The following is an 18,832-nucleotide window of genomic DNA, read 5'->3' as shown; positions in this document are numbered from 1 at the left end:
GTAAGCTGCCGACACCGAGGGCTTGCATCCCTGTGAAGTGGTTCTAGGGAAAACACTAATGATATTAGTTAGATGTATAACCTAGATTTATGGCAGTGAAAGTGGTGGCACAGTACCTGTGAAGCGTGTAATGAACGCAGAGGGATAGCCACTAGTCGATTGAAGACTGACAGTTACTTACGGTTAACATGGTTTCGAGTAAGACTAAAGAGATGTAATTCTCCCGAAACTGAAAGGAGGTTACAGTCCATGTTAAAGAAAACCAAACTAAGACACAATGAATATTACAACATGCAAAGTAAGTATGATGAATTATATTCCAGTAGTCTTAACGGTAACAATTTTTACAAATTGATTAACATTATCGGTTCTGAAGAAAATATTCGATTAGCATATCGCAACATTAAAACCAATAAGGGGAGTAAAACTCCTGGAGTTGATAATTTAACTATTAAAGATATTTGGCATTTAAATGATACAAAGATTATTCATGAAGTCAGAAAACGTTTAGGTGATTACAAACCACAAGCTGTTAAAAGAGTTTTTATTTCTAAAGAGGGAAGTGACAAAAAGCGACCTCTGGGTATTCCTACAATTTGGGACAGGTTGGTACAACAATCTATTCTCCAAGTATTAGAACCTATTTATGAAGCGAAATTCCATAACCATAGTTATGGTTTTAGACCAAACAGAAGTGCCCATCATGCTCTTAGTAGAGTGGTAAGCCTAATCAACATAGGGAACCAACATTACTGTGTTGACATTGATATTAAAGGTTTCTTTGATAACGTTGACCACGGAAAATTGCTAAAACAAATGTGGACACTGGGAATAAGAGATAAATCGCTTTTATGTGTTATTTCGAAAATCCTAAAATCTGAAATTGAAGGAGAGGGTATTCCTAGTAAAGGAACTCCGCAAGGAGGGATTATTTCTCCCTTACTTTCAAATATCGTTCTAAACGAACTGGACTGGTGGGTTAGTAGTCAATGGGAAACCTATAAACCTCATAGAATTTCTACTAAGCATTTAGGATTTCGGCAGTATGCCAGGAAATATACAAACTTAAAATGTGGTTACATCGTACGCTATGCTGATGACTTCAAAATAATGTGCCGAACTTATGAGGAAGCACAACGCTTTTATCATGCGACTGTTGACTTTCTTCAATCCCGTTTGGGATTGGAAATCAATCCAGATAAATCTAAAGTAGTTAATCTTAAGAAGAATGCATCGGATTTTCTTGGCTTTAAAATCAAAGTTGTACAACAAGGTAAAGCCAAATTCGGATATATTGCTAAAACCAGTATGTCTGACAAGGCTGTTACTAAAACGAAACGACTATTGAAAGAGAAAATCAAAGATATTCAAAAAGTACCTACTTCAGAAAGTGTTAACAAGTTTAACATAGCTCTTATTGGTGTACAGAATTATTATAAATACGCAGTCACAATTTATATGGATTTAACAGTGGTGAAGTATACTCTTTGGAAAACCATAAGAGTCAGACTTAGGTATAAAATGAAGCACATAAAATTTTGTAACACATCTGCTAATTTCAAAAAGAAAGCCAGAGGAATACAACCAAATTCTAAAATTTACGTTGTGCAAAGAACTCCGCTCTTACCAATTACAGGTGTGCATCATAAAAATCCGTGGAATTTCTCACAGGTTGTCTGTAATTATACAGAGAAAGGACGTAACAAAGTGCATAGTAATTTGAGAGCAATACCAAAAGATGTTCTTAATCAAGTTATGAACACCTACTCGAAGAGTAGAAGTATTGAGTACAACGATAATCGGATATCTAAATACGTTGCTCAATATGGAAAGTGTTATATAACCGGTGAAGAAATCGGTGTTGATCGTGTACATTGTCACCATATTATTCCCATTAACCAAGGTGGGAACGACAAGTACAACAACTTGGTTATTGTAGATTGGTTTATACACAAGCTAATACACATGACAAATCACACCAAGATTAAACGATACCTTCGGTCTTTCAATCTTAACGAGAAGCAAATGGATAAATTAAATGTGCTAAGAACCAAAGCTGGCAATGAACCGATAGTAATATAAATTAATTTATAGAGTCAGTTGGATACGATGGAACGCCGTATGCTAGGAAACTAGCACGTACGGTGTGAGGTGGGGGAAAAGGTGGAGATTACATCAAAGCTTTACCTATCATCATAATTCGTAAAAATTACAAAACGTCTAGGTGGTATTAATTTAAATATTTCACCTGAAAGTAATATTATTATCAACCCTTGTGCAATCGCTGTAACAGAACTTCAGATTACGGATAAAGATGAAGAACTAGAAGCACTTGAACAATACGATAAGAAAGAACTCGTAGAGCGTGATGGCGTGAAGTATGTAAGATTTGTACCGATTCTAGAGAAAATCAATGAAATACTCGGATTCTTTGACATTATTATACGCGGACAAGATTTTGATCAACCAGGATTAAATGTATTCCAACGTACAATGCTAGAAGATGCAATCCGTGAAGTGTTTGATAAACATGGTATTACTTCACATCCTTCTTCTTTATATACAGATGAAGTGAAGAAGGTGGATGGACAATTAATTCAGTCTCAAGTAAGAAAGCCAGAGCCAGAGTTAAAAGAAATCTACGATGTCATAGTAGAACATCATGGAGACGATGTGAAGGCAGAAGAGTTAATTGCTGCGATTCGACCATTCTTACGCGATGGTTCAAAACCATTATTTGATGGACAAAGTCATTTTTGTCGTGGTGTAGAAACACAGTTAAATGAATCTCGTGTTGTTAATTTTAATATTAGTCATTTAGAAGAAGGATTCTTAAAACCAATCGCTTTCCACGTTATCTTGAACTATATTTGGGAGCATTGGATTAAGAGTCCAGAACACGCTATCAAGCGAAAAGTATTATATGTCGATGAGATGTGGCAGTTTATCGACTATGAACAAACGGTTAACTTCCTGGAAAAAGTAGCACGTCGTTCACGTAAAAGAAATGCTGGTATGTGTTGGGCGAGTCAGGACTTCGTTCGTATTTTAGAAAATGTAAAAGCTCGTGGTATCTTGCAATCTACTTTCTCTTATTTCTTCTTAGAACAAAATAAGATTGATAAGAAAAAGATCCAGGAGAACTTTAACCTAACTGCTGGGGAGCTTGATATTATTCTCAACAACCCTGGAAAAGGAGAAGGGATTTTCCGAGTAGGAGATAGTTCGGTTTGGATTCAAACTGATCCATCTGACAAAGAAATGATGTTCATTGAATCGAATGAAGCGGTACTACAAGAGCTTTTAAACAATATGAAGAAAGTACAAGGGTACGCAGGATAGTAGCGTACCTTTGTAAAGGAAGGTGAAATTATGCTTGAGAAAATAATAGATTGGGTCGGTGGCCTTATTATCCATATGGTAAAGGCCCTACTAGCGCCTATTTATGGATTTATGGATACTATTCCAGTTATAGTCTTTGGTGGAGATAAATCTAATCTAGATTTTTTATATGCGAAGAATGCAGTTACGAATGTATTAGATACCGGTATGCCTGTCATGTTTAAGTTTGTTGCTTTTTGTGTCCTCGTCAGTGTAGTGATTACAGCAGCAAAATATTCAGCAACGACTCTGAATCCAAATAATCGCACGGCATTAATTGAATATGCAAAAGACTTAATGATTATCTCGATTTGCCTCTGGCATTTAGATTTCTTTTATAATTTTATTTTTGATCTAAATTCTTGGATTATATTAGAGTTTAAAGAGGCGTTAGGGAATTTTAACCCAGATCAGCAAATACCTCTATTGAAGAATGGACTGTCTGACAATAAGACGATTACAGAACTTTCAATGAAAGACCATAAAAATGATTATATGTTTATCATATTTGGCCTATTTATTGAAGCTGGATTAATGATTTGGGCAAACTTTTATTATTTAATGCGTGCTGTGACACTATACGTATTAATGTTACTAGGCCCTGTAATGGTAGGAATGTGGTTGTTCCCACAAAAGAAACAACAGACGTTATATTGGATTCGTGAGTTTATGGGAGCCGTATTAATTCAAGCGATTCACGCAATTACCCTATGGTTAGTTATTACACTTATTGGGGGTGCGCAAAATCCTATCATAAAATTAATATTGCTTGCGATGTTTATCCCAGTTGGTGAAATTGTGAAAAGCTTTATTGGCCTTAGTACCAATGCATCAGGTGGTATTCATAGAGCAGGTACTATGCTTGGAATGGGTGCTTTAGCGAGTGTGGCTGGACTGGTTAAAGGTGTTCGTGATGACTACCGTAGTGCAAAAGATAAAGGGAAAGAAAAGAAAGATGGAGAGAAAGATAATAAAGAAGATGCGGATAATCCGAAAAATGCATTAGGAGCGAATTTAGGAACAGATGTTGGTACAACATCTCGTGCAGCTCGTATGTTAAAAGCTGGTCAAATTGGAAGTTCAATTGGTAAAGCAGCGACAGGACTTGCAGGTATGGCAACGGGAGCTGGTCTTGGACCGGGAGCGATGGTAGCAGGATCTCAAGTTGGAAGTGCATTAGGTAGTGCTCCAGGTGCAGTGGCTGGTAGAAGTGTTGCTGCAGTTGGTGAAGGGGCTGTAGCCTTAGGAAAACATATTGGTTCGAGTGTAAAGAAGGGTGCGGATACCTATTCAAATCTAAATGGCGAACCGTATCCGGAATTAACCGATGAAGATATCGCACAGGATTTAGCTACAAAAGACTTTGAAAATTGGAAAGCAGATAATCCTGATTCTGCAGTTGCAAGTCGTTTAAAACAAGCATTCCCTGGTGCTTCCGATGCAGAGATTGCTAAAAAAGTAGCGAAAACAAATAGTGATCAAATGTCTCGTTTCTCAAATCAGCGGAAACAAGATTTACAAAATATGAAGAAAACCGCTACACCATATGGTAACGCTAGAGACTTAGTTAACGCTGCAACGAATGCATTCCAAAAGGGATATGAGGGAGACCATAAAGATACGTTTATGAGTCAGTTACCAGAAAATATGTCAGCGGAAGAGAAAGAGAAACACTGGAACGACCATCTGAACACAAAAGTACAAGGATTTAGAAACCACGCAGAACAAGCGGCAACAAAAGCAGGAGCTATGCCAGTTGATGCGAAGGACAAACAAGGGAACAATCTGTTTGATAAGTCCTATGTGAATAAAGATGCGTTTGCTTCTCGGCTTGCATTAGGAAAAGTCGGAAAAGCAGTCGAGGATGTAAAAGGAGAAACGTTAGAAAGTGGCCATCAAAATATGGGACAAGTCGGTGCTCTTGTCGGTGCTTCTACTGCTGCATTTAAGAAAGCATATAGTGCAGACCATAAGGCAGGATTTATGAAACAATTCCCTGCAGATATGCCGCAACAAGAAAAAGAAGCAGCATGGAATAAGCATTTAGATCAAAAAGTACAAGGATTTCAAAATCATGCGCAACAAGCGGCGGAATCAGCTGGTATTGTACAGCAAAAAGACGGTATAAACTATACGAATAAAAAAGCTTTCGCTTCTCATTTATCACAACAGTTACAAAAAAATCCTGGCTTAAATGCAATGGGGATATCCAGTACAGCAGGCATTCAGCAGGCAGTCAACGGTGTGAAAACGCACGGTTTGACAAGTGGAACAGGAAGTCAGCAAGCAAAACCAGTAAGTAATGTTGGGAACCTGGTACAAGCCTCTACAGAATCCTTTAAACAAGGCTATGCAGCAGAACAACAGGCAAGCTTTATGAAAAACTTGTCCCCAACTATGTCTCAACCACAAAAAGAGCAAGCTTGGCAGTCTCACCTGAATGAAAAAGGAAATGAATTTAAAGCAGTCGCACAACAAGCGGCAGTACAAGCGGGAGCAATGCCTGTACAGGCAAAAGATACGAGTGGTAAGAGTCTACATAATCAATCGTATATTAATAAAGATGCGTTTGCTTCGCAATTAACGAAAGGTTTACAAAGCCATGCAAGTCTTGGAACGGTGAGCCAACAAGTAGGTTCTGGAATTACTAGTGCGATTCAAGGTGTTCGTTCACATGGCGTTGCAACAGGTGGCGCAATCAATAAAGCTGTATATGCTGCGACACAAACGCAAGCGAGTATCGCACGTGCGGGAGATCTTTCCGTTGCGGAAATTGAACGCTCTTATGCCGATGCATCAACAAGTGTAGCAAATATTGCACAAAGCGCTGGTAAAATGTCTATCCCAACTTCAGCAGTGGGACGTATGACGCAGCAAAGTACAAAACTTGGCATGAGTGTAATGGAAGGTGCGAAACACCTTATGCTTGCGGATCGCATTGATACGGTATCAAATGCGTACTTTAGTGCTGCGAGTGCTGTACAACAATCCGGAGGAAATGCAGTACAAAGAGTGATAAGTGGGACTACTGCTGCTGTTAATACATCATTAGGTGGGAATGCAGCAGAGCGTCATTATAATGTGACAAAAGGCTTAAGTTACGCCGCAGGTGTGATTGGTGGTGCAGGTGCTTATCAAGCGACTGCACGTATGGTAAGTAAACATAATCCGTATAACAGTGCAGTTCGTACAGAAGCAAAAGAGATTCAGGAAATTCAACAGATGGTACCGACAACAACAGATCATACAGGCACGCAATCGGTTGTAAAAGGTGCAGTACGTCTTGTGACGACAAATAATAAATCTTGGATTGAAGCAAAAGATTTGAGTGGTATGACGCAAGTGGTATCTCGTTATGGTAGTGGAGATAGTAGTAGACGCTCTGGACAAGTGGTATATCAGGACTTAAATATTTCAGACGGACAATTAACGCAGTATCGTAATGGTACGAAAGCATCTCCAGCCTATATACAAGATTCAAGTGGTGGCAAAATCAATATCAATCGCTCAATCAATGTAAATCCAAATCAATTAGTAGGAAACCAAAATCAAAGACCGTTACAACAGAAACCGGTATTTAATGAACCACCACTTACGGTCAATCACAAGGTAGACAATGGTCACTTCTATATGTCTGATTTAGACCAAGGTGGCTATAAGAATGTACAAATGGTGGTAGAAAGAGATCGTAGTTATATGGTTGCGACAACAACAGACGGTACAGTGTCACGTATTTCGCCGTTCGGAAAAGGAGATACGCGCTTACAAGCAAACCAAAGGATTGAAAGAGCTTGTGAAGTGAAAGACAGTAGTATTAAGCCAAGAGAAGAAATGTTAGTAACACATACACAGGACGAAGTTGTTCGTACAGAGACGCATCTGAATTTATCAGAACATGACCCACAAAATCTGATTCCATTTGCGCCAAATCCTCGCTTAGCACAGCGAAGAGGAAGAAATTCTCAAAATGGAAAATATGGTGTGATAAGTCTATGAGTCAAAATCCTAACGATCCAAATGAACAGAAAAAAAGTAACCCTTTAAAAGATATAGCTTCCCACTTTATTAAGAAAAAAGGGATGCAAGCGCGCGGGAAGATGGCAAAATTGGCAGGAAAAGCAGGAAAGGCGGCAGCGAAAGCTGCTGCCAAAATGCTAAAAGCAGGTATACTAAAAATTGTGGGTGCTGTTGTGGCAGCGGTTGGAGTACCTGCTGCTTTGGTAATGGGAGTAATTATTGCTGTGTGTGTGATTTTAGTCTCTTTTGTACCTTTTACCGATGATGAAGATAAGACAGAGGAACAAGTAAAAAAATATATGGAAGTTTCAATGGCTCTAAATGTGGATTGGAAAGAGGTTGTCGCTTTTGACATGGCGCGATATGATAATGATTTGACTGGTAAAGATCCACATGATGCTATATCATATTTCTTGGATATCCAATATGAAGAATATACGGAAAAAGAGGTATGCGAGGTAGGACCGAATGGTCCTTGTGAAAAAAAGAAAAAAGAGATGCAAAAAACCAAATCTGAAAGTTACTCCGGACCAGATGTAAAAAAGATATTAGGAGATACAGATTTTAAGAAAAAAATAGATGAGATTAATGCAAGTGGAAGTAAAAAAGTGACAACATCTTCTCATGGGCTAGAGAAAGCCATGGAACTCGCAAAGTTTAGTAAAAGTCAAAAAGAGCGGGCTCGTGAGATATTAGAAGCCGGGATGTTAGAAGGAATGTATGGACATCTTGCTCCTACTACTGGTGGATTTATTGGTGGTATGTGTGTAGGTAATGTGAGTCCTGGCGGAGAGCCTGTAAACCTTAATGCAAAAGTTACAGGATACCTTCCTAAAATTAAAGAAATGGCAGAAAAACATGGTGTTGCTCAATATGTTGGTATTTTGGCTGCCCAAATGATGCAGGAATCAGGTGGAGCAGGAAATGACCCGATGCAGGCTTCAGGCGCGACACGTTTCTCTATAAGCGTTTAGACGTGAAGTGAGAGTGTTGCTGAAATTTATCTTAAGCAACAATAACTAATATATCGAGAGTTGGAATGAAAATCGTCATGTTGAATTGAAACAACTCCATTAATACTCCTACATGCATGATTTGTTAGTAGACAGATTGTGTATGAAGCTAGGTGAAGTCGGCTGAACGAGCCTAAGTGATTTTTAATCATATGGTGTAGGATAGGTCGGATGGCTGAAAAGATAACTATGGTGAGAATGTCCCTTATGGGTCTGACGAATTTGCGAAGGTACGGGTCTAAAATTGCACTATACCGAAAGGTATAGCACACAAGAGTGTGGTAGGGTACCGAGAAGTACGAATCTGACGGTAGGAAATCGGGATAAGCAACGATGAGCTTATAAACTCTACAGGCTTATAGCAAACACCTACGGTTATCATGAATAGCTAGATATATTGGAACGTGGGAAGCAAAAAACTGCTAAATGAAAACAGCTACTACTGGGCAGGTGGATATAAGGTAATTAGCCGAAATTCCTTTATTTTTGTGAAGGTAGGGGCACAGTACCGTTGAAGCGTCTAATGAACGTGGAGGGATGGCCCCAAGTCTAGTTTGTTTTATGTTTAATTTTAAGAAAATGAAGCTCAATGGTCAGGTAGGAATGTGGGCAAAAACCTAGGAGGTTTCCACAGTTGAGCACAACAATGAGATATTGGGAATATTACAATATGCAAGAAACATTTGATAGGTTATATGAAGAAAGTCAAGGAAATAAATCATTCCATGGTCTATATGAATTGATTACTTCGGAGAACAATATTCTTTTAGCATACCGAACAATAAAATCTAACAAGGGGTCCAAAACCGCTGGCACGGATTTGTTCACGATAGATAATTATAAACCAATGTATAAAAAGGAATTCTTATCATTGGTTTGTAAACAACTAGAGATATACAAACCAAAAGCAGTAAAGAGAGTTTTTATTCCTAAGTCCAATGGAGATAAAAGACCTTTAGGAATTCCAACAATGTTTGATCGGTTAATTCAACAAATGATTAGGCAAATTTTGGAGCCGATTTGCGAGGCGAAATTTTACGAACATAGTTATGGATTTCGTCCGATGAGAGGAACAAAACATGCCATTTCTAGAGTAATGTTTTTGATAAGCAGAAATACTTTTCATTACGCGGTAGATATAGATATAAAAGGATTCTTTGACAATGTTAATCACACATTACTTCTAAAACAATTGTGGAATATGGGTATTAAAGATAAGCGAGTGTTAAAACTTATCTATTTAATTCTAAAAGCACCAATTAAGGGATTTGGAATTCCAAAAAAGGGAACACCACAAGGTGGAATACTCTCGCCATTACTATCCAATATAGTTTTAAATGATTTAGACCAATGGATAGCAAGCCAATGGCACTATTTTGAAACATCATATCCATATACAAATAATGCAAATCAAAAGCGAGCAATGAAAGGTACCAAATTGAAACAAGGATTTATTGTTCGTTATGCAGATGATTTTAAAATTATGGCAAAGGATTTCCGAACGGCACAAAAATGGTTTTTCGCGACAAAAATGTATCTCAAGGAACGATTAAAGTTGGACATTTCACCAGAAAAATCCAGAATAATCAACCTTAGAAAAAACAAATCTGAGTTCTTAGGATATTTATTATATGTAGTACCCAAAAGAAACAAATGGGTTTGTAACTCTAGGATATCAAATAAGAAAAAGAAGCAAATCAAACTTGAGATCAAAAAGCGAATAAAAGCTATTCAGTTGTCATCAACTCGGAAAAATGTGCAATTATATAATGCCTATGTACTTGGACTGCGTAACTATTTTAGGTATGTTACACATGTAAATATTGAAATGAAACAGCTTGCATTTAACCTATCATTAGTAATATTCAATCGATTAAAAAGTGTCGGGAAATATGAAGTTCCAATCAATGCACCTCCGGTGTTTACAAAATTCTTTAAAAATAATTATCGAACATTTAAAGTATGTGGTATTTACTTATTTCCACTAGCGGATATACAAACAGCAACTATATGGAATTACACGCAAACCCAAACACCTTACAATCAAAAAGGCCGAAAGATTGCCAAACATATTGAGTTAAATAAATTGGTATTAGGCGAAATTAAGAAACTACTAACTGCAAATATCCCTAATGAAAGTATAGAGTACTTGGATAATCGAATGGCAAGGTATTCTATGTTGAATGGAAAATGTGAGATACTTAAAGAATTTTTACCAGCAAGTGAGCTACATTGCCACCACTATATTCCGAAGGGATTAGGCGGAACAGATGAGTATGAAAATCTTAGAATCATTCATAAAGAAATTCATAGATTAATTCACATGACAAATAAACAAACGATTGAATCCTACTTTCAAAAACACTCGTTGACTGTGGAACAAGTTAAACGAATAAACCAATATCGAAGAGCTTGTAATTTAGAAAAAATTAAACAATAAACAAATTAGATGGAGCGCCGTATGAGGTGAAAGTCTCACGTACGGTGTGGAGTGGGGGAAAAGGTAGAGATAACTTCAAATCCTTACCTATCACTAACAGGGGCATTATGGAGACATGAGCCCATCTTGTGTAGGTGTCAAGGGGAACGCACGTGTAGGATGTATTAAAGATCCCAACATTTCTATTGAAGCAGGCGTACAAGAATTTAAAGATGTGTTAGCAAAGGCGAATGGAGATATAGCCCTAGCCTTACAATCGTATAATTTTGGATCAGGATTCATTAGCTATGCTTTAGCAAAGGGTGGATATTCAGAAGAAACAGCCATTGAGTTCTCAAGAAGTAAGAATCATTTAAACCCAGCAGGTTGCTCCGATCCGAATAATTTCAGGACAAAGGTTAATGCGTGCTATGGGGATTATGTGCGCCCATAAGGGAGCAAAGAAACACAGTGATTGCAAGCTGTTAGGTCAACCCTAAAAGACCTAGTATCACTTGGCTAACCTTGGAGGGAAACTGAAGGGGGACAACAGCATGCCAAGAAAGCCGTAAGTTGACTAAGCATCGAGTCAAGACTGAATGGCAAGATATAAAGTATAGATAAGGATGAAGGCTAAACTGCTTGAACGATAGCACAAGGGAGGCCACCGTAACTGGACTCGGAAGATGCTTACAGACGAGACTCAACAGATATCATAAGGGTAGTAGTAGTCATCCTATATGAGTAGGGTTATCTGTTGCCCACTTCTATATGGAAGGAACGTGTGAACGTCGCATCCGAAACTATACGTGCAAGTTCTTTGTTTACTAAATGGGGATTGTCTAAGTTGGAACGCCCATTGGGCTATTGAGGATAACTTCAAGATACAGAAATCAAGAAGTATGGCTCATGAATATCTAATATGACAACGGAGCCTTCGTAGTAGTCAGAGCTAGGGAAAGCCTAGTACAAGGCGAAGGAAGGCAGTCTGTCAGCTTATTACCAAATTGGGGAGGTGCGAAAGGCACTATGCAATGTCCAAAAATAGTACTAAGCAATCTGCGAACGAAGAGTCTTAATAAGGAATATCAATATACAAGACTTTATCGTAATTTATATAACCCAGATTTCTTTTTATTAGCATACGATAATCTAAGTAAAAATGATGGCGCATTAACAATAGGAGTAGACCAAAGGTCTATTGATGGTTTTTCTATGAAGGAAGTGGAAGGCTTGATAAGTGTTTTAAAAAGTAAAAGCTATCAACCATATCCATCTAGAAGAACCTATATTGAAAAGAAAAATGGCAAGAAAAGACCATTAGGAATTCCTAGCTTTTATGATAAATTAGTCCAAGAAGTTATACGTATGATACTAGAAGCGATATACGATTCAAGCTTTTCTAGTTCATCACATGGATACCGAAAAGGAAAGGGATGCCATAGTGCGTTATTAGAGATAAAGCGCACATTTACAGGTAGTAAATGGTTTATCGAAGGAGATATTAAAGGATTTTTCGACAATATTGAACATCATACTCTAGTTACAATTCTTAAAAGAAGAATAAAAGATGAGGCGTTTATAGAGTTGATTTGGAAATTCTTACGGGCTGGATATTTAGAAGAATGGAAATTTCATAATACCTATAGTGGAGCACCTCAAGGTGGAATCATTAGTCCAATACTTTCTAATATTTATCTAAACGAATTAGATGCTTATATGAAAAAGTATCAAGATAGATTTGAATCAGGGAAAAAGCGACAAATAAATAAAGAGTATAGTAATTTACAGTATAAAGTGCGGAAGATTCAAGAGAAAATCGATACTGCCTATCTAAATGGAGAAGTAACACGAATTAAGGAACTAAAAGAACAACAAAAGGTCCTGAAAAGGAAGTTGTTACAAACACCTTATAATAATCCAATGGATGAAAATTATAGAAGGCTCAAATATGTAAGATATGCGGATGACTTTCTTATTGGAGTAATAGGTTCTAAAGAGGATGCAATTCTTATTAAAAATGAGATAGCTTCATTTTTGAAAGAAGAGCTAAAACTAGAATTATCTATGGAAAAGACTCTGATAACAAATGCCTTCAAGAAACACGCTAAATTTCTAGGATTTGAAATTAAAGTGTTTAAAAGTGAAGCAACACGCATTAACAGTCTTGGGAGAGCTTCTAGGGTTCTTAACGGTAAAATTCAATTAAAAATGCCACATGAGGCATGGATAAAGAAACTTCAAAAGTATCAGGCCATTAAAATGTGTGCCGATGGCACTTGGAAACCTCAGCCAAGAGGATATTTCCAACACAATGAAGATCTAGAGATTATCACGCAATATAATAGCGAAATTCGAGGGTTATATAATTACTATCGACTAGCTGAAAATGTGAGCAATCACATGCACCGCTTTGCATATTTCATGTATTACTCAATGTTAAAAACTTTTGCGTCAAAATACAGAACACGTACGAAACAAATTCGAAAGAAATACGAAAAGTACGGACAATTTACTGTACAGTATGAGACAAAGAAGGGAATGAATAAAGTTCATTTCATTGAAAGAAAGTTTCCAATGACAAGAAATTTATCGCTAGAAGGAACAGATATTTTACCAAATACTCGGCATGTAATGAGTACGACTAAATTGTCAGATAGAATCAAGGCGGAAACATGTGAACTATGCGGAGCTAGCAATGTTGTGATACATATGCACCACATTAGGAGATTAAAGAATCTACGAGCAAAGTCAAATAAATCATATATTGAACAACAAATGATAGCGAGAAATCGAAAGACTATCGCACTTTGTAAAGAGTGTCATATGAAAAGACACAAGGGCGAGATATAAAATGCAGAAGACAGATGGAGAGCCGGATACATTGAGAGATGTAAGTCCGGTTCGGGGAGGAACATTTGGAAACCTATCACAGGAATGTAATAAGGCGCTGGATGTTTACTCTACACGTACGTTTCCAAAGTTTTGAAATATTACAAAGATTTGGGATGTGTGGCGGATGTATCTGGAGAATGGATTTCTGATAAAGGTTGGAAATGGCCAACGAAATCAGTTCGTATTACAGATACGTTTGATGCAGTTCGTGGTGGAAAACAACATAATGCTGTAGATATTGGGGCCATGACTGCCGGAAAAGCTGGGGACCCCGTATGGTCGATGGAAGCGGGTATTGTAACAAACCAAACAGGAAATGTAAACGGTGGCGGTCTAGGTGTCTATGTAGACCATGGAAATGGTATTGTATCTCGTTACTTACATTTGAGTAAAATATCAGTTGCACCAGGAACTATGGTGACAAAAGGACAGATTATTGGGGAAATGGGCGGTTCTAACTTTGATAGAGATTCAGGTTTCCTTAATATGAATGGATACGCTGTCCATTTAGATTTCCAAATTCGTATTAATGACCAACCAACAGATCCAATGAAATTCTTTAAGAAAAATGATGATCCAGGGTTATCATCTGGTGGCTCTCCTACAATGACAAATGCTAAACGACAAAAGGTACTGGAAGAAGCGAAAAAATGGCTTGGGCAAGGGAAAGTAAGCTATGTATCCGGTGCTAGAAATCCAGCTGCAGGTAGTGCAGATTGTTCTGGATTCACACAATATGTGTTTAAAACTAGTATAGGTGTCCAGCTTGGAGATTGGACAGGTGCTCAAATTGGACAAGGAAAACAGGTGCCAGATATCGGACGTGCACAACCAGGAGATTTAATTTTCTATGAAAATCCGAACCATGTATCTATTTATTTAGGGAATCAGAAAATGATTCATATTGGTGATAATAAGGGTGTACAAATTACAGGTCTAAACTATACGGCAAGAGGACAACATATGTCGCAAATCCGTAATGTAATAGACTGATAAGGGATGAGAGTAGATGAAGAAAATAATCAGCATTTTATCCAATATACCTCGTAAGTACTTGGTCATTTTAGGGATTGTCGTACTAGTGGCAGGTGTTGCTACTTATAATACTATCCATCGTTATATAATGAAATCACAAGTGCAAGAGGAAGAGCAAGTAAATCAAGATGAAATCGAGATGCTTGGAGATAAGCCAAAGGGATTTGATACAAAAGAAGAGGAATATATCGCAAAGACAAAAACTGTAGAGGATTTACTACGAAAAATTTCTAATAGTAGTTATGATGTACCGTACTTGTTTACAAAGGCTGGATTTGGTATTGAACCGATGAAAATGACCAGTAATGAGCGTATGCTTGCTACAGAAGCTGTTCAACGATATTTCCTAAATGGGGATCAGTTTTACAATGCGCGAATTACAAAAATTGAACGTGGGAAAAAAGTTGATACGTTTCATATTGAAGTTTTAATTCAACAGGTAAACTTTTTGGAACCACGACAATTTAAAGTGCAGGTAAACAAATATGCACAAATTGTAACACCAATTGCACAAATTCCACATGGACAAGAAGAAGTACCTGTGGATTAAGAAGAAAATGAGGGTTGTGGAAGAAAAAACACAACCCTTTTATAAAAAATAAAGAGTACCTAAAATTATTTATTTAATATTCATAATTTTCTGATATAATAAAACCATGGTTAAAGGAAATTTGTATATAACGCTAAAATGAGATGGATATGGAGGAATACAAATGAGAATGTTAATTGGAACAGCTGCGAATTTTGTTTCGGGATATTATATAGGACGAAATTCTGGATTATTAGGAACGTTGCTTGGATGGGCTTTTTTGTTGGGTGGTGGCTATCTGTTAATAGAAAATTGGGATAGCATCACAGCATGGATGCATAGTTTGAATATTGTACAAGGGCTAGATGGTTACGAAGATATGAGCAATGGCTTCATTTTCATCTGTTTGGTAGTAAGTGGCTTTATTTTTATCTTGTTGTCCCCGATTTTCATTATTTTAATAATAGTTTGTTTCGTTTTAATGAATATTGTAGCTTGTACACTTGTGTTATTAACATCACCAAGTACATACATAAAGAAGAAAGATAAGGAGAGTGAATGGGAATGAGTACAATTCTAGTTTTAGGTGGATCAAATGGAAGAACGTTAGAGAAGTTGGCAAAAAAAAGAGACTGCCAGGTTATTTTCCATGATGGGAAAAATCACGGAGGCGTAAAGAAAACGTTTCGTAGTGTGATAAAAAAATGCGATGTTATTGTCATTCAAAAAGGTGCATGTGGCCATGTATCTATTGATGTAGCAAAAGAGTATGCAAAGAAGTATGATGTCCCACTATTATTTAATCCGGGATTTGGTGGAACTGGTGCGCTTGAAATGGGATTAAAGCATTTGAAGGTTGCATGAGGTTTGGTACATATCTGCGGAAATAAAATTGTTAAATCAATATATAGCATTAAAAAGAGTGGGGGAAGATAGTGTTTAAAGATATATATGTGATATTTCCACCAGATGGGAAAAAAAGAATCGAATTTCAATTCTTTTTAGATATAGAGGGAGAGAAGTTTTACGAATTTTATAAGAAAAAATTTAAAGACCCTATGTCCGATGTATCTGTCTATTTCCCAATGTTTCAAGATACGTATAAATCCTATTTAGAGGGATTTTTGTACCCGTATGTAAGCAGCTTTAAAGAAATTCGATTAGGACGGGATACATGGAACAATGAAGGCGTTTGGTTTGGTATTCATCAAGACGGAAGAGAACTGGGGATTCTTTTACCCAGAGTCGATTTTGCGTATTATAAAGGAGCTTTATCCTATAAAAATTGGCGAATAAAATAAATGAACAAAGTCTTTATTTACATTCAAAAAAGGAGAAAAATGAGAATGACACAAACAGCAGTATATCGTTATACAGTTCCGTCAGTAGATGGAGAAGGCTGGGGGGTATTTCTATTCGATCAATCCGGAGTATTTACAGCTGTTACAGACTTCGGTAACTTTGCCCATTGGTTTTCTTTAGGAAGAAATGAAAGTATAGAAAAATGTTTAATTAGCCGTAGACCGGATCAGATACTTTGCAAAATCGCAAAAGAAGATGTAGTTGATATTGAAGGAACCATTACATATATCAAAAAGAATTTGCTATATGATCGTAGAGAAGGACGCTTTACAGAAGATGATGCAAGGACAGAATGGAAGCTTATTGAGGAATTACAGGTAGATTTGGAAGAGTATTCAAATGAAATAGCATTTCAATATTGGTACGACCAAACAAAAATACAATTTGACGACGGTTATTTTCAGTACAAATATCCAGGTGCAGCTGTTCGATTTTCAAATGAAACATTTGTGAGATTTCAAGAGAAATTGAAGATGGAGTTAAAAGAGGCAAAAGCATAAAACGGGGGTGAGCTTATGAAAGAAGGTCTTTATTACGAAGATATCAGAAACGGTGAGATCTTAAAATGTAAGACGTTTACAAGATCTTGTTATCTATTTGAAAAGTGTAATGGTGAACTAATTGAACGTGTAAAAACAAACCACTATAAGAGAATAACAAGTAAGAAGAAAATTGCGATATTTGAAGGTAATAACAGTGAAAAGAAAATAAAAAAGCCAAGAAACAGGAAGGAAAGGGTAGAGTTTCTTATCCGAAAAATGGGTTTTGATGTCATCGGTCGATCATTAGGATCTATGACGGATAGGGATGTTAAATATCTATTTGAAGGAGCATATCTAACGTACAAAGATAAGGAAGACTATCAAATTCCTGAATATATACTTCCTGAATGCCTGGTTTGCGGTTCTGAAACGGTCATTCATTGGGATTGTTGTTGTGGCCATGCAATCATTGATGAAAACGATACATCATTACAAGAATTAAAAGATAGTGGAGAATATGACGAAATACGAAAGAGTCTCAATACTAAATAAAATAAGAAAACTAGATTTTTAACGAAAGTATTATTTGGATACAACAGGAGGATTCGTGAATGAATAGTTACAAATTGTGGTTAGATGGTGACGAGGAATTTAAACATACAGAATTAGCAAAAACGCCAGGTAAAGCAAAGTATCAATTTTATAAGTACTTACAAGATGGGATTTGGGAAACGGATTTTAAAACATTTGTGAAATATGTGAGGTGTAGAAAAGTAAAAACTGCTGATATTACGTGTATGTTTGGTGACAAAGAGCAATTTGAACGTATGTGTGAGTTAAGAGGTATCAATTTTGCTTATCAAGGCATGAAAGTTGAAGTATGTGGTCAAGTGGGAATTATTGTTGGAAGTACATCGGGTTTAAATTTACAGGTCTCTTATTATAGTGATCCGTGGGCTTCATACAATTGTCATCCGCATTATGAAACAGTTTATTACGATAAGAATGGAAATATAGTAGCTGATTATCGCAAAGAAGTAGTAACAGTTTAATCAAAAAGGAGGAATGAGGTGGAAGAAGAGTGTTATTGTAATGCAGAGGAAGCCGAAAAATGATTATAAAAAGAATATTGCATACCCAAATGCCACTAATATAATCCAACCAATTATGAGAGCGATATATTTAATAATTTTCAAGTGTTACTCCTTTTTGACTATAGATTACTTTATCTGTCAGAAGTTTATTGTTATTTTAAAATTCCATTAGAAATGAATATGAAACTGCGATATTTTGATTTTGAAAGGCTAATAAAAATTAAAAGGACCTGAAATGGACGACAGGTCCTTTTATAACAAGTGCATAAGAGGAAAACAATGACTATTTATATAGTATCATGAAAGTAATTTAATTCTAGGTTCCAGATATTGAGAAATAAATATTAGAAATGCTGTTAGCATAGCGGATGTAAAAATCATAATGAAAGAAATATTCTTACCTTATGGACGGATATTTTGGGGGCAAGTAAAAAAGAGCGCTTTTGAACAACGCTCTTTCTCGGAGTGTGTAGAGAGTTGACCGAATAAAGTAGGTTTCATGTGTGTATGATAATCCCGCCCAGTATAGAGTATGAAATTTCAAAAAGAAGGTTACAAAAAAACTTATAAAAGTATTTTTTTACCTCTGGATGCTGTAATCAGCA

At 36.7% G+C, this 18,832-nt stretch carries 12 protein-coding genes and 4 pseudogenes; all 16 read left to right on the top strand.

The features are described from left to right. Window positions 1-249: 249 nt before the first annotated feature. The 16 genes and pseudogenes from ltrA (QCI79_RS29600) to QCI79_RS29525 all read left to right on the top strand — a co-directional run bounded on the left by ltrA (QCI79_RS29600) (window position 250) and on the right by QCI79_RS29525 (window position 18,185). Window positions 250-2,082: a group II intron reverse transcriptase/maturase gene (gene ltrA, locus QCI79_RS29600; RefSeq protein WP_021728119.1), complete on the top strand. Its 1,833-nt coding sequence runs from the start codon at window positions 250-252 to the stop codon at window positions 2,080-2,082. A 117-nt stretch (window positions 2,083-2,199) separates the two neighbouring features. Further along, window positions 2,200-3,342 (top strand): annotated as a pseudogene (locus QCI79_RS29595) (VirB4 family type IV secretion system protein); the annotation flags it as partial. A 30-nt stretch (window positions 3,343-3,372) separates the two neighbouring features. Then, window positions 3,373-7,377 (top strand): TrbL/VirB6 family protein, encoded by a 4,005-nt coding sequence (locus QCI79_RS29590; protein ID WP_087997929.1) that lies wholly within the window; start codon window positions 3,373-3,375, stop codon window positions 7,375-7,377. Beyond that, a pseudogene (locus QCI79_RS29585) lies at window positions 7,374-8,342 on the top strand (lysozyme family protein); the annotation flags it as partial. The gene QCI79_RS29590 and the pseudogene QCI79_RS29585, both read left to right, overlap by 4 nt. Window positions 8,343-9,045: 703 nt before the next feature. Beyond that, window positions 9,046-10,851, top strand: coding sequence for a group II intron reverse transcriptase/maturase (gene ltrA / locus QCI79_RS29580; RefSeq protein WP_000108316.1), 1,806 nt, complete (start codon window positions 9,046-9,048; stop codon window positions 10,849-10,851). Window positions 10,852-10,948: 97 nt separating this feature from the next. Next, window positions 10,949-11,272 (top strand): annotated as a pseudogene (locus tag QCI79_RS29575) (lysozyme family protein); the annotation flags it as partial. A gap of 587 nt (window positions 11,273-11,859) precedes the next feature. Next, the gene (locus QCI79_RS29570) at window positions 11,860-13,683 is read left to right on the top strand and encodes a reverse transcriptase/maturase family protein (protein WP_021728157.1); all 1,824 of its coding nucleotides are present in this window, start codon (window positions 11,860-11,862) and stop codon (window positions 13,681-13,683) included. A 1-nt stretch (window position 13,684) separates the two neighbouring features. Beyond that, a complete protein-coding gene (locus QCI79_RS29565) occupies window positions 13,685-13,819 on the top strand; it encodes a hypothetical protein (RefSeq protein WP_023901800.1) in 135 nt (44 codons plus the stop codon). Then, window positions 13,795-14,718 (top strand): annotated as a pseudogene (locus tag QCI79_RS29560) (NlpC/P60 family protein); the annotation flags it as partial. The gene QCI79_RS29565 and the pseudogene QCI79_RS29560, both read left to right, overlap by 25 nt. A gap of 16 nt (window positions 14,719-14,734) precedes the next feature. Next, entirely contained in the window at window positions 14,735-15,310 is a 576-nt protein-coding gene (locus tag QCI79_RS29555) for a hypothetical protein (protein WP_021728159.1), read from the top strand. Window positions 15,311-15,473: 163 nt separating this feature from the next. Continuing rightward, window positions 15,474-15,857, top strand: a complete 384-nt coding sequence (locus QCI79_RS29550) for a hypothetical protein (RefSeq protein WP_001242514.1) — start codon at window positions 15,474-15,476, stop codon at window positions 15,855-15,857. Next, a complete protein-coding gene (locus QCI79_RS29545) occupies window positions 15,848-16,153 on the top strand; it encodes a DUF2325 domain-containing protein (protein ID WP_050062572.1) in 306 nt (101 codons plus the stop codon). The genes QCI79_RS29550 and QCI79_RS29545 overlap by 10 nt, the downstream gene beginning before the upstream one ends. Before the next feature lie 71 nt (window positions 16,154-16,224). Continuing rightward, window positions 16,225-16,590: a hypothetical protein gene (locus QCI79_RS29540; protein WP_021728161.1), complete on the top strand. Its 366-nt coding sequence runs from the start codon at window positions 16,225-16,227 to the stop codon at window positions 16,588-16,590. Between the two features lie 45 nt (window positions 16,591-16,635). Then, window positions 16,636-17,151, top strand: a complete 516-nt coding sequence (locus QCI79_RS29535) for a phiTE_072 family protein (protein WP_021728162.1) — start codon at window positions 16,636-16,638, stop codon at window positions 17,149-17,151. Between the two features lie 15 nt (window positions 17,152-17,166). Beyond that, complete coding sequence (locus tag QCI79_RS29530) at window positions 17,167-17,685, top strand: hypothetical protein (RefSeq protein WP_021728163.1); 519 nt, start codon at window positions 17,167-17,169, stop codon at window positions 17,683-17,685. 59 nt (window positions 17,686-17,744) lie between these two features. Then, the gene (locus QCI79_RS29525) at window positions 17,745-18,185 is read left to right on the top strand and encodes a hypothetical protein (RefSeq protein WP_021728164.1); all 441 of its coding nucleotides are present in this window, start codon (window positions 17,745-17,747) and stop codon (window positions 18,183-18,185) included. The last annotated feature ends 647 nt before the right edge of the window (window positions 18,186-18,832 follow it).

Origin of the sequence: Bacillus cereus group sp. MG1 (assembly GCF_040460035.1) — a bacterium.
Lineage (GTDB): Bacteria > Bacillota > Bacilli > Bacillales > Bacillaceae_G > Bacillus_A > Bacillus_A cereus.
This window is presented reverse-complemented; position numbering and strand designations above follow the sequence as displayed.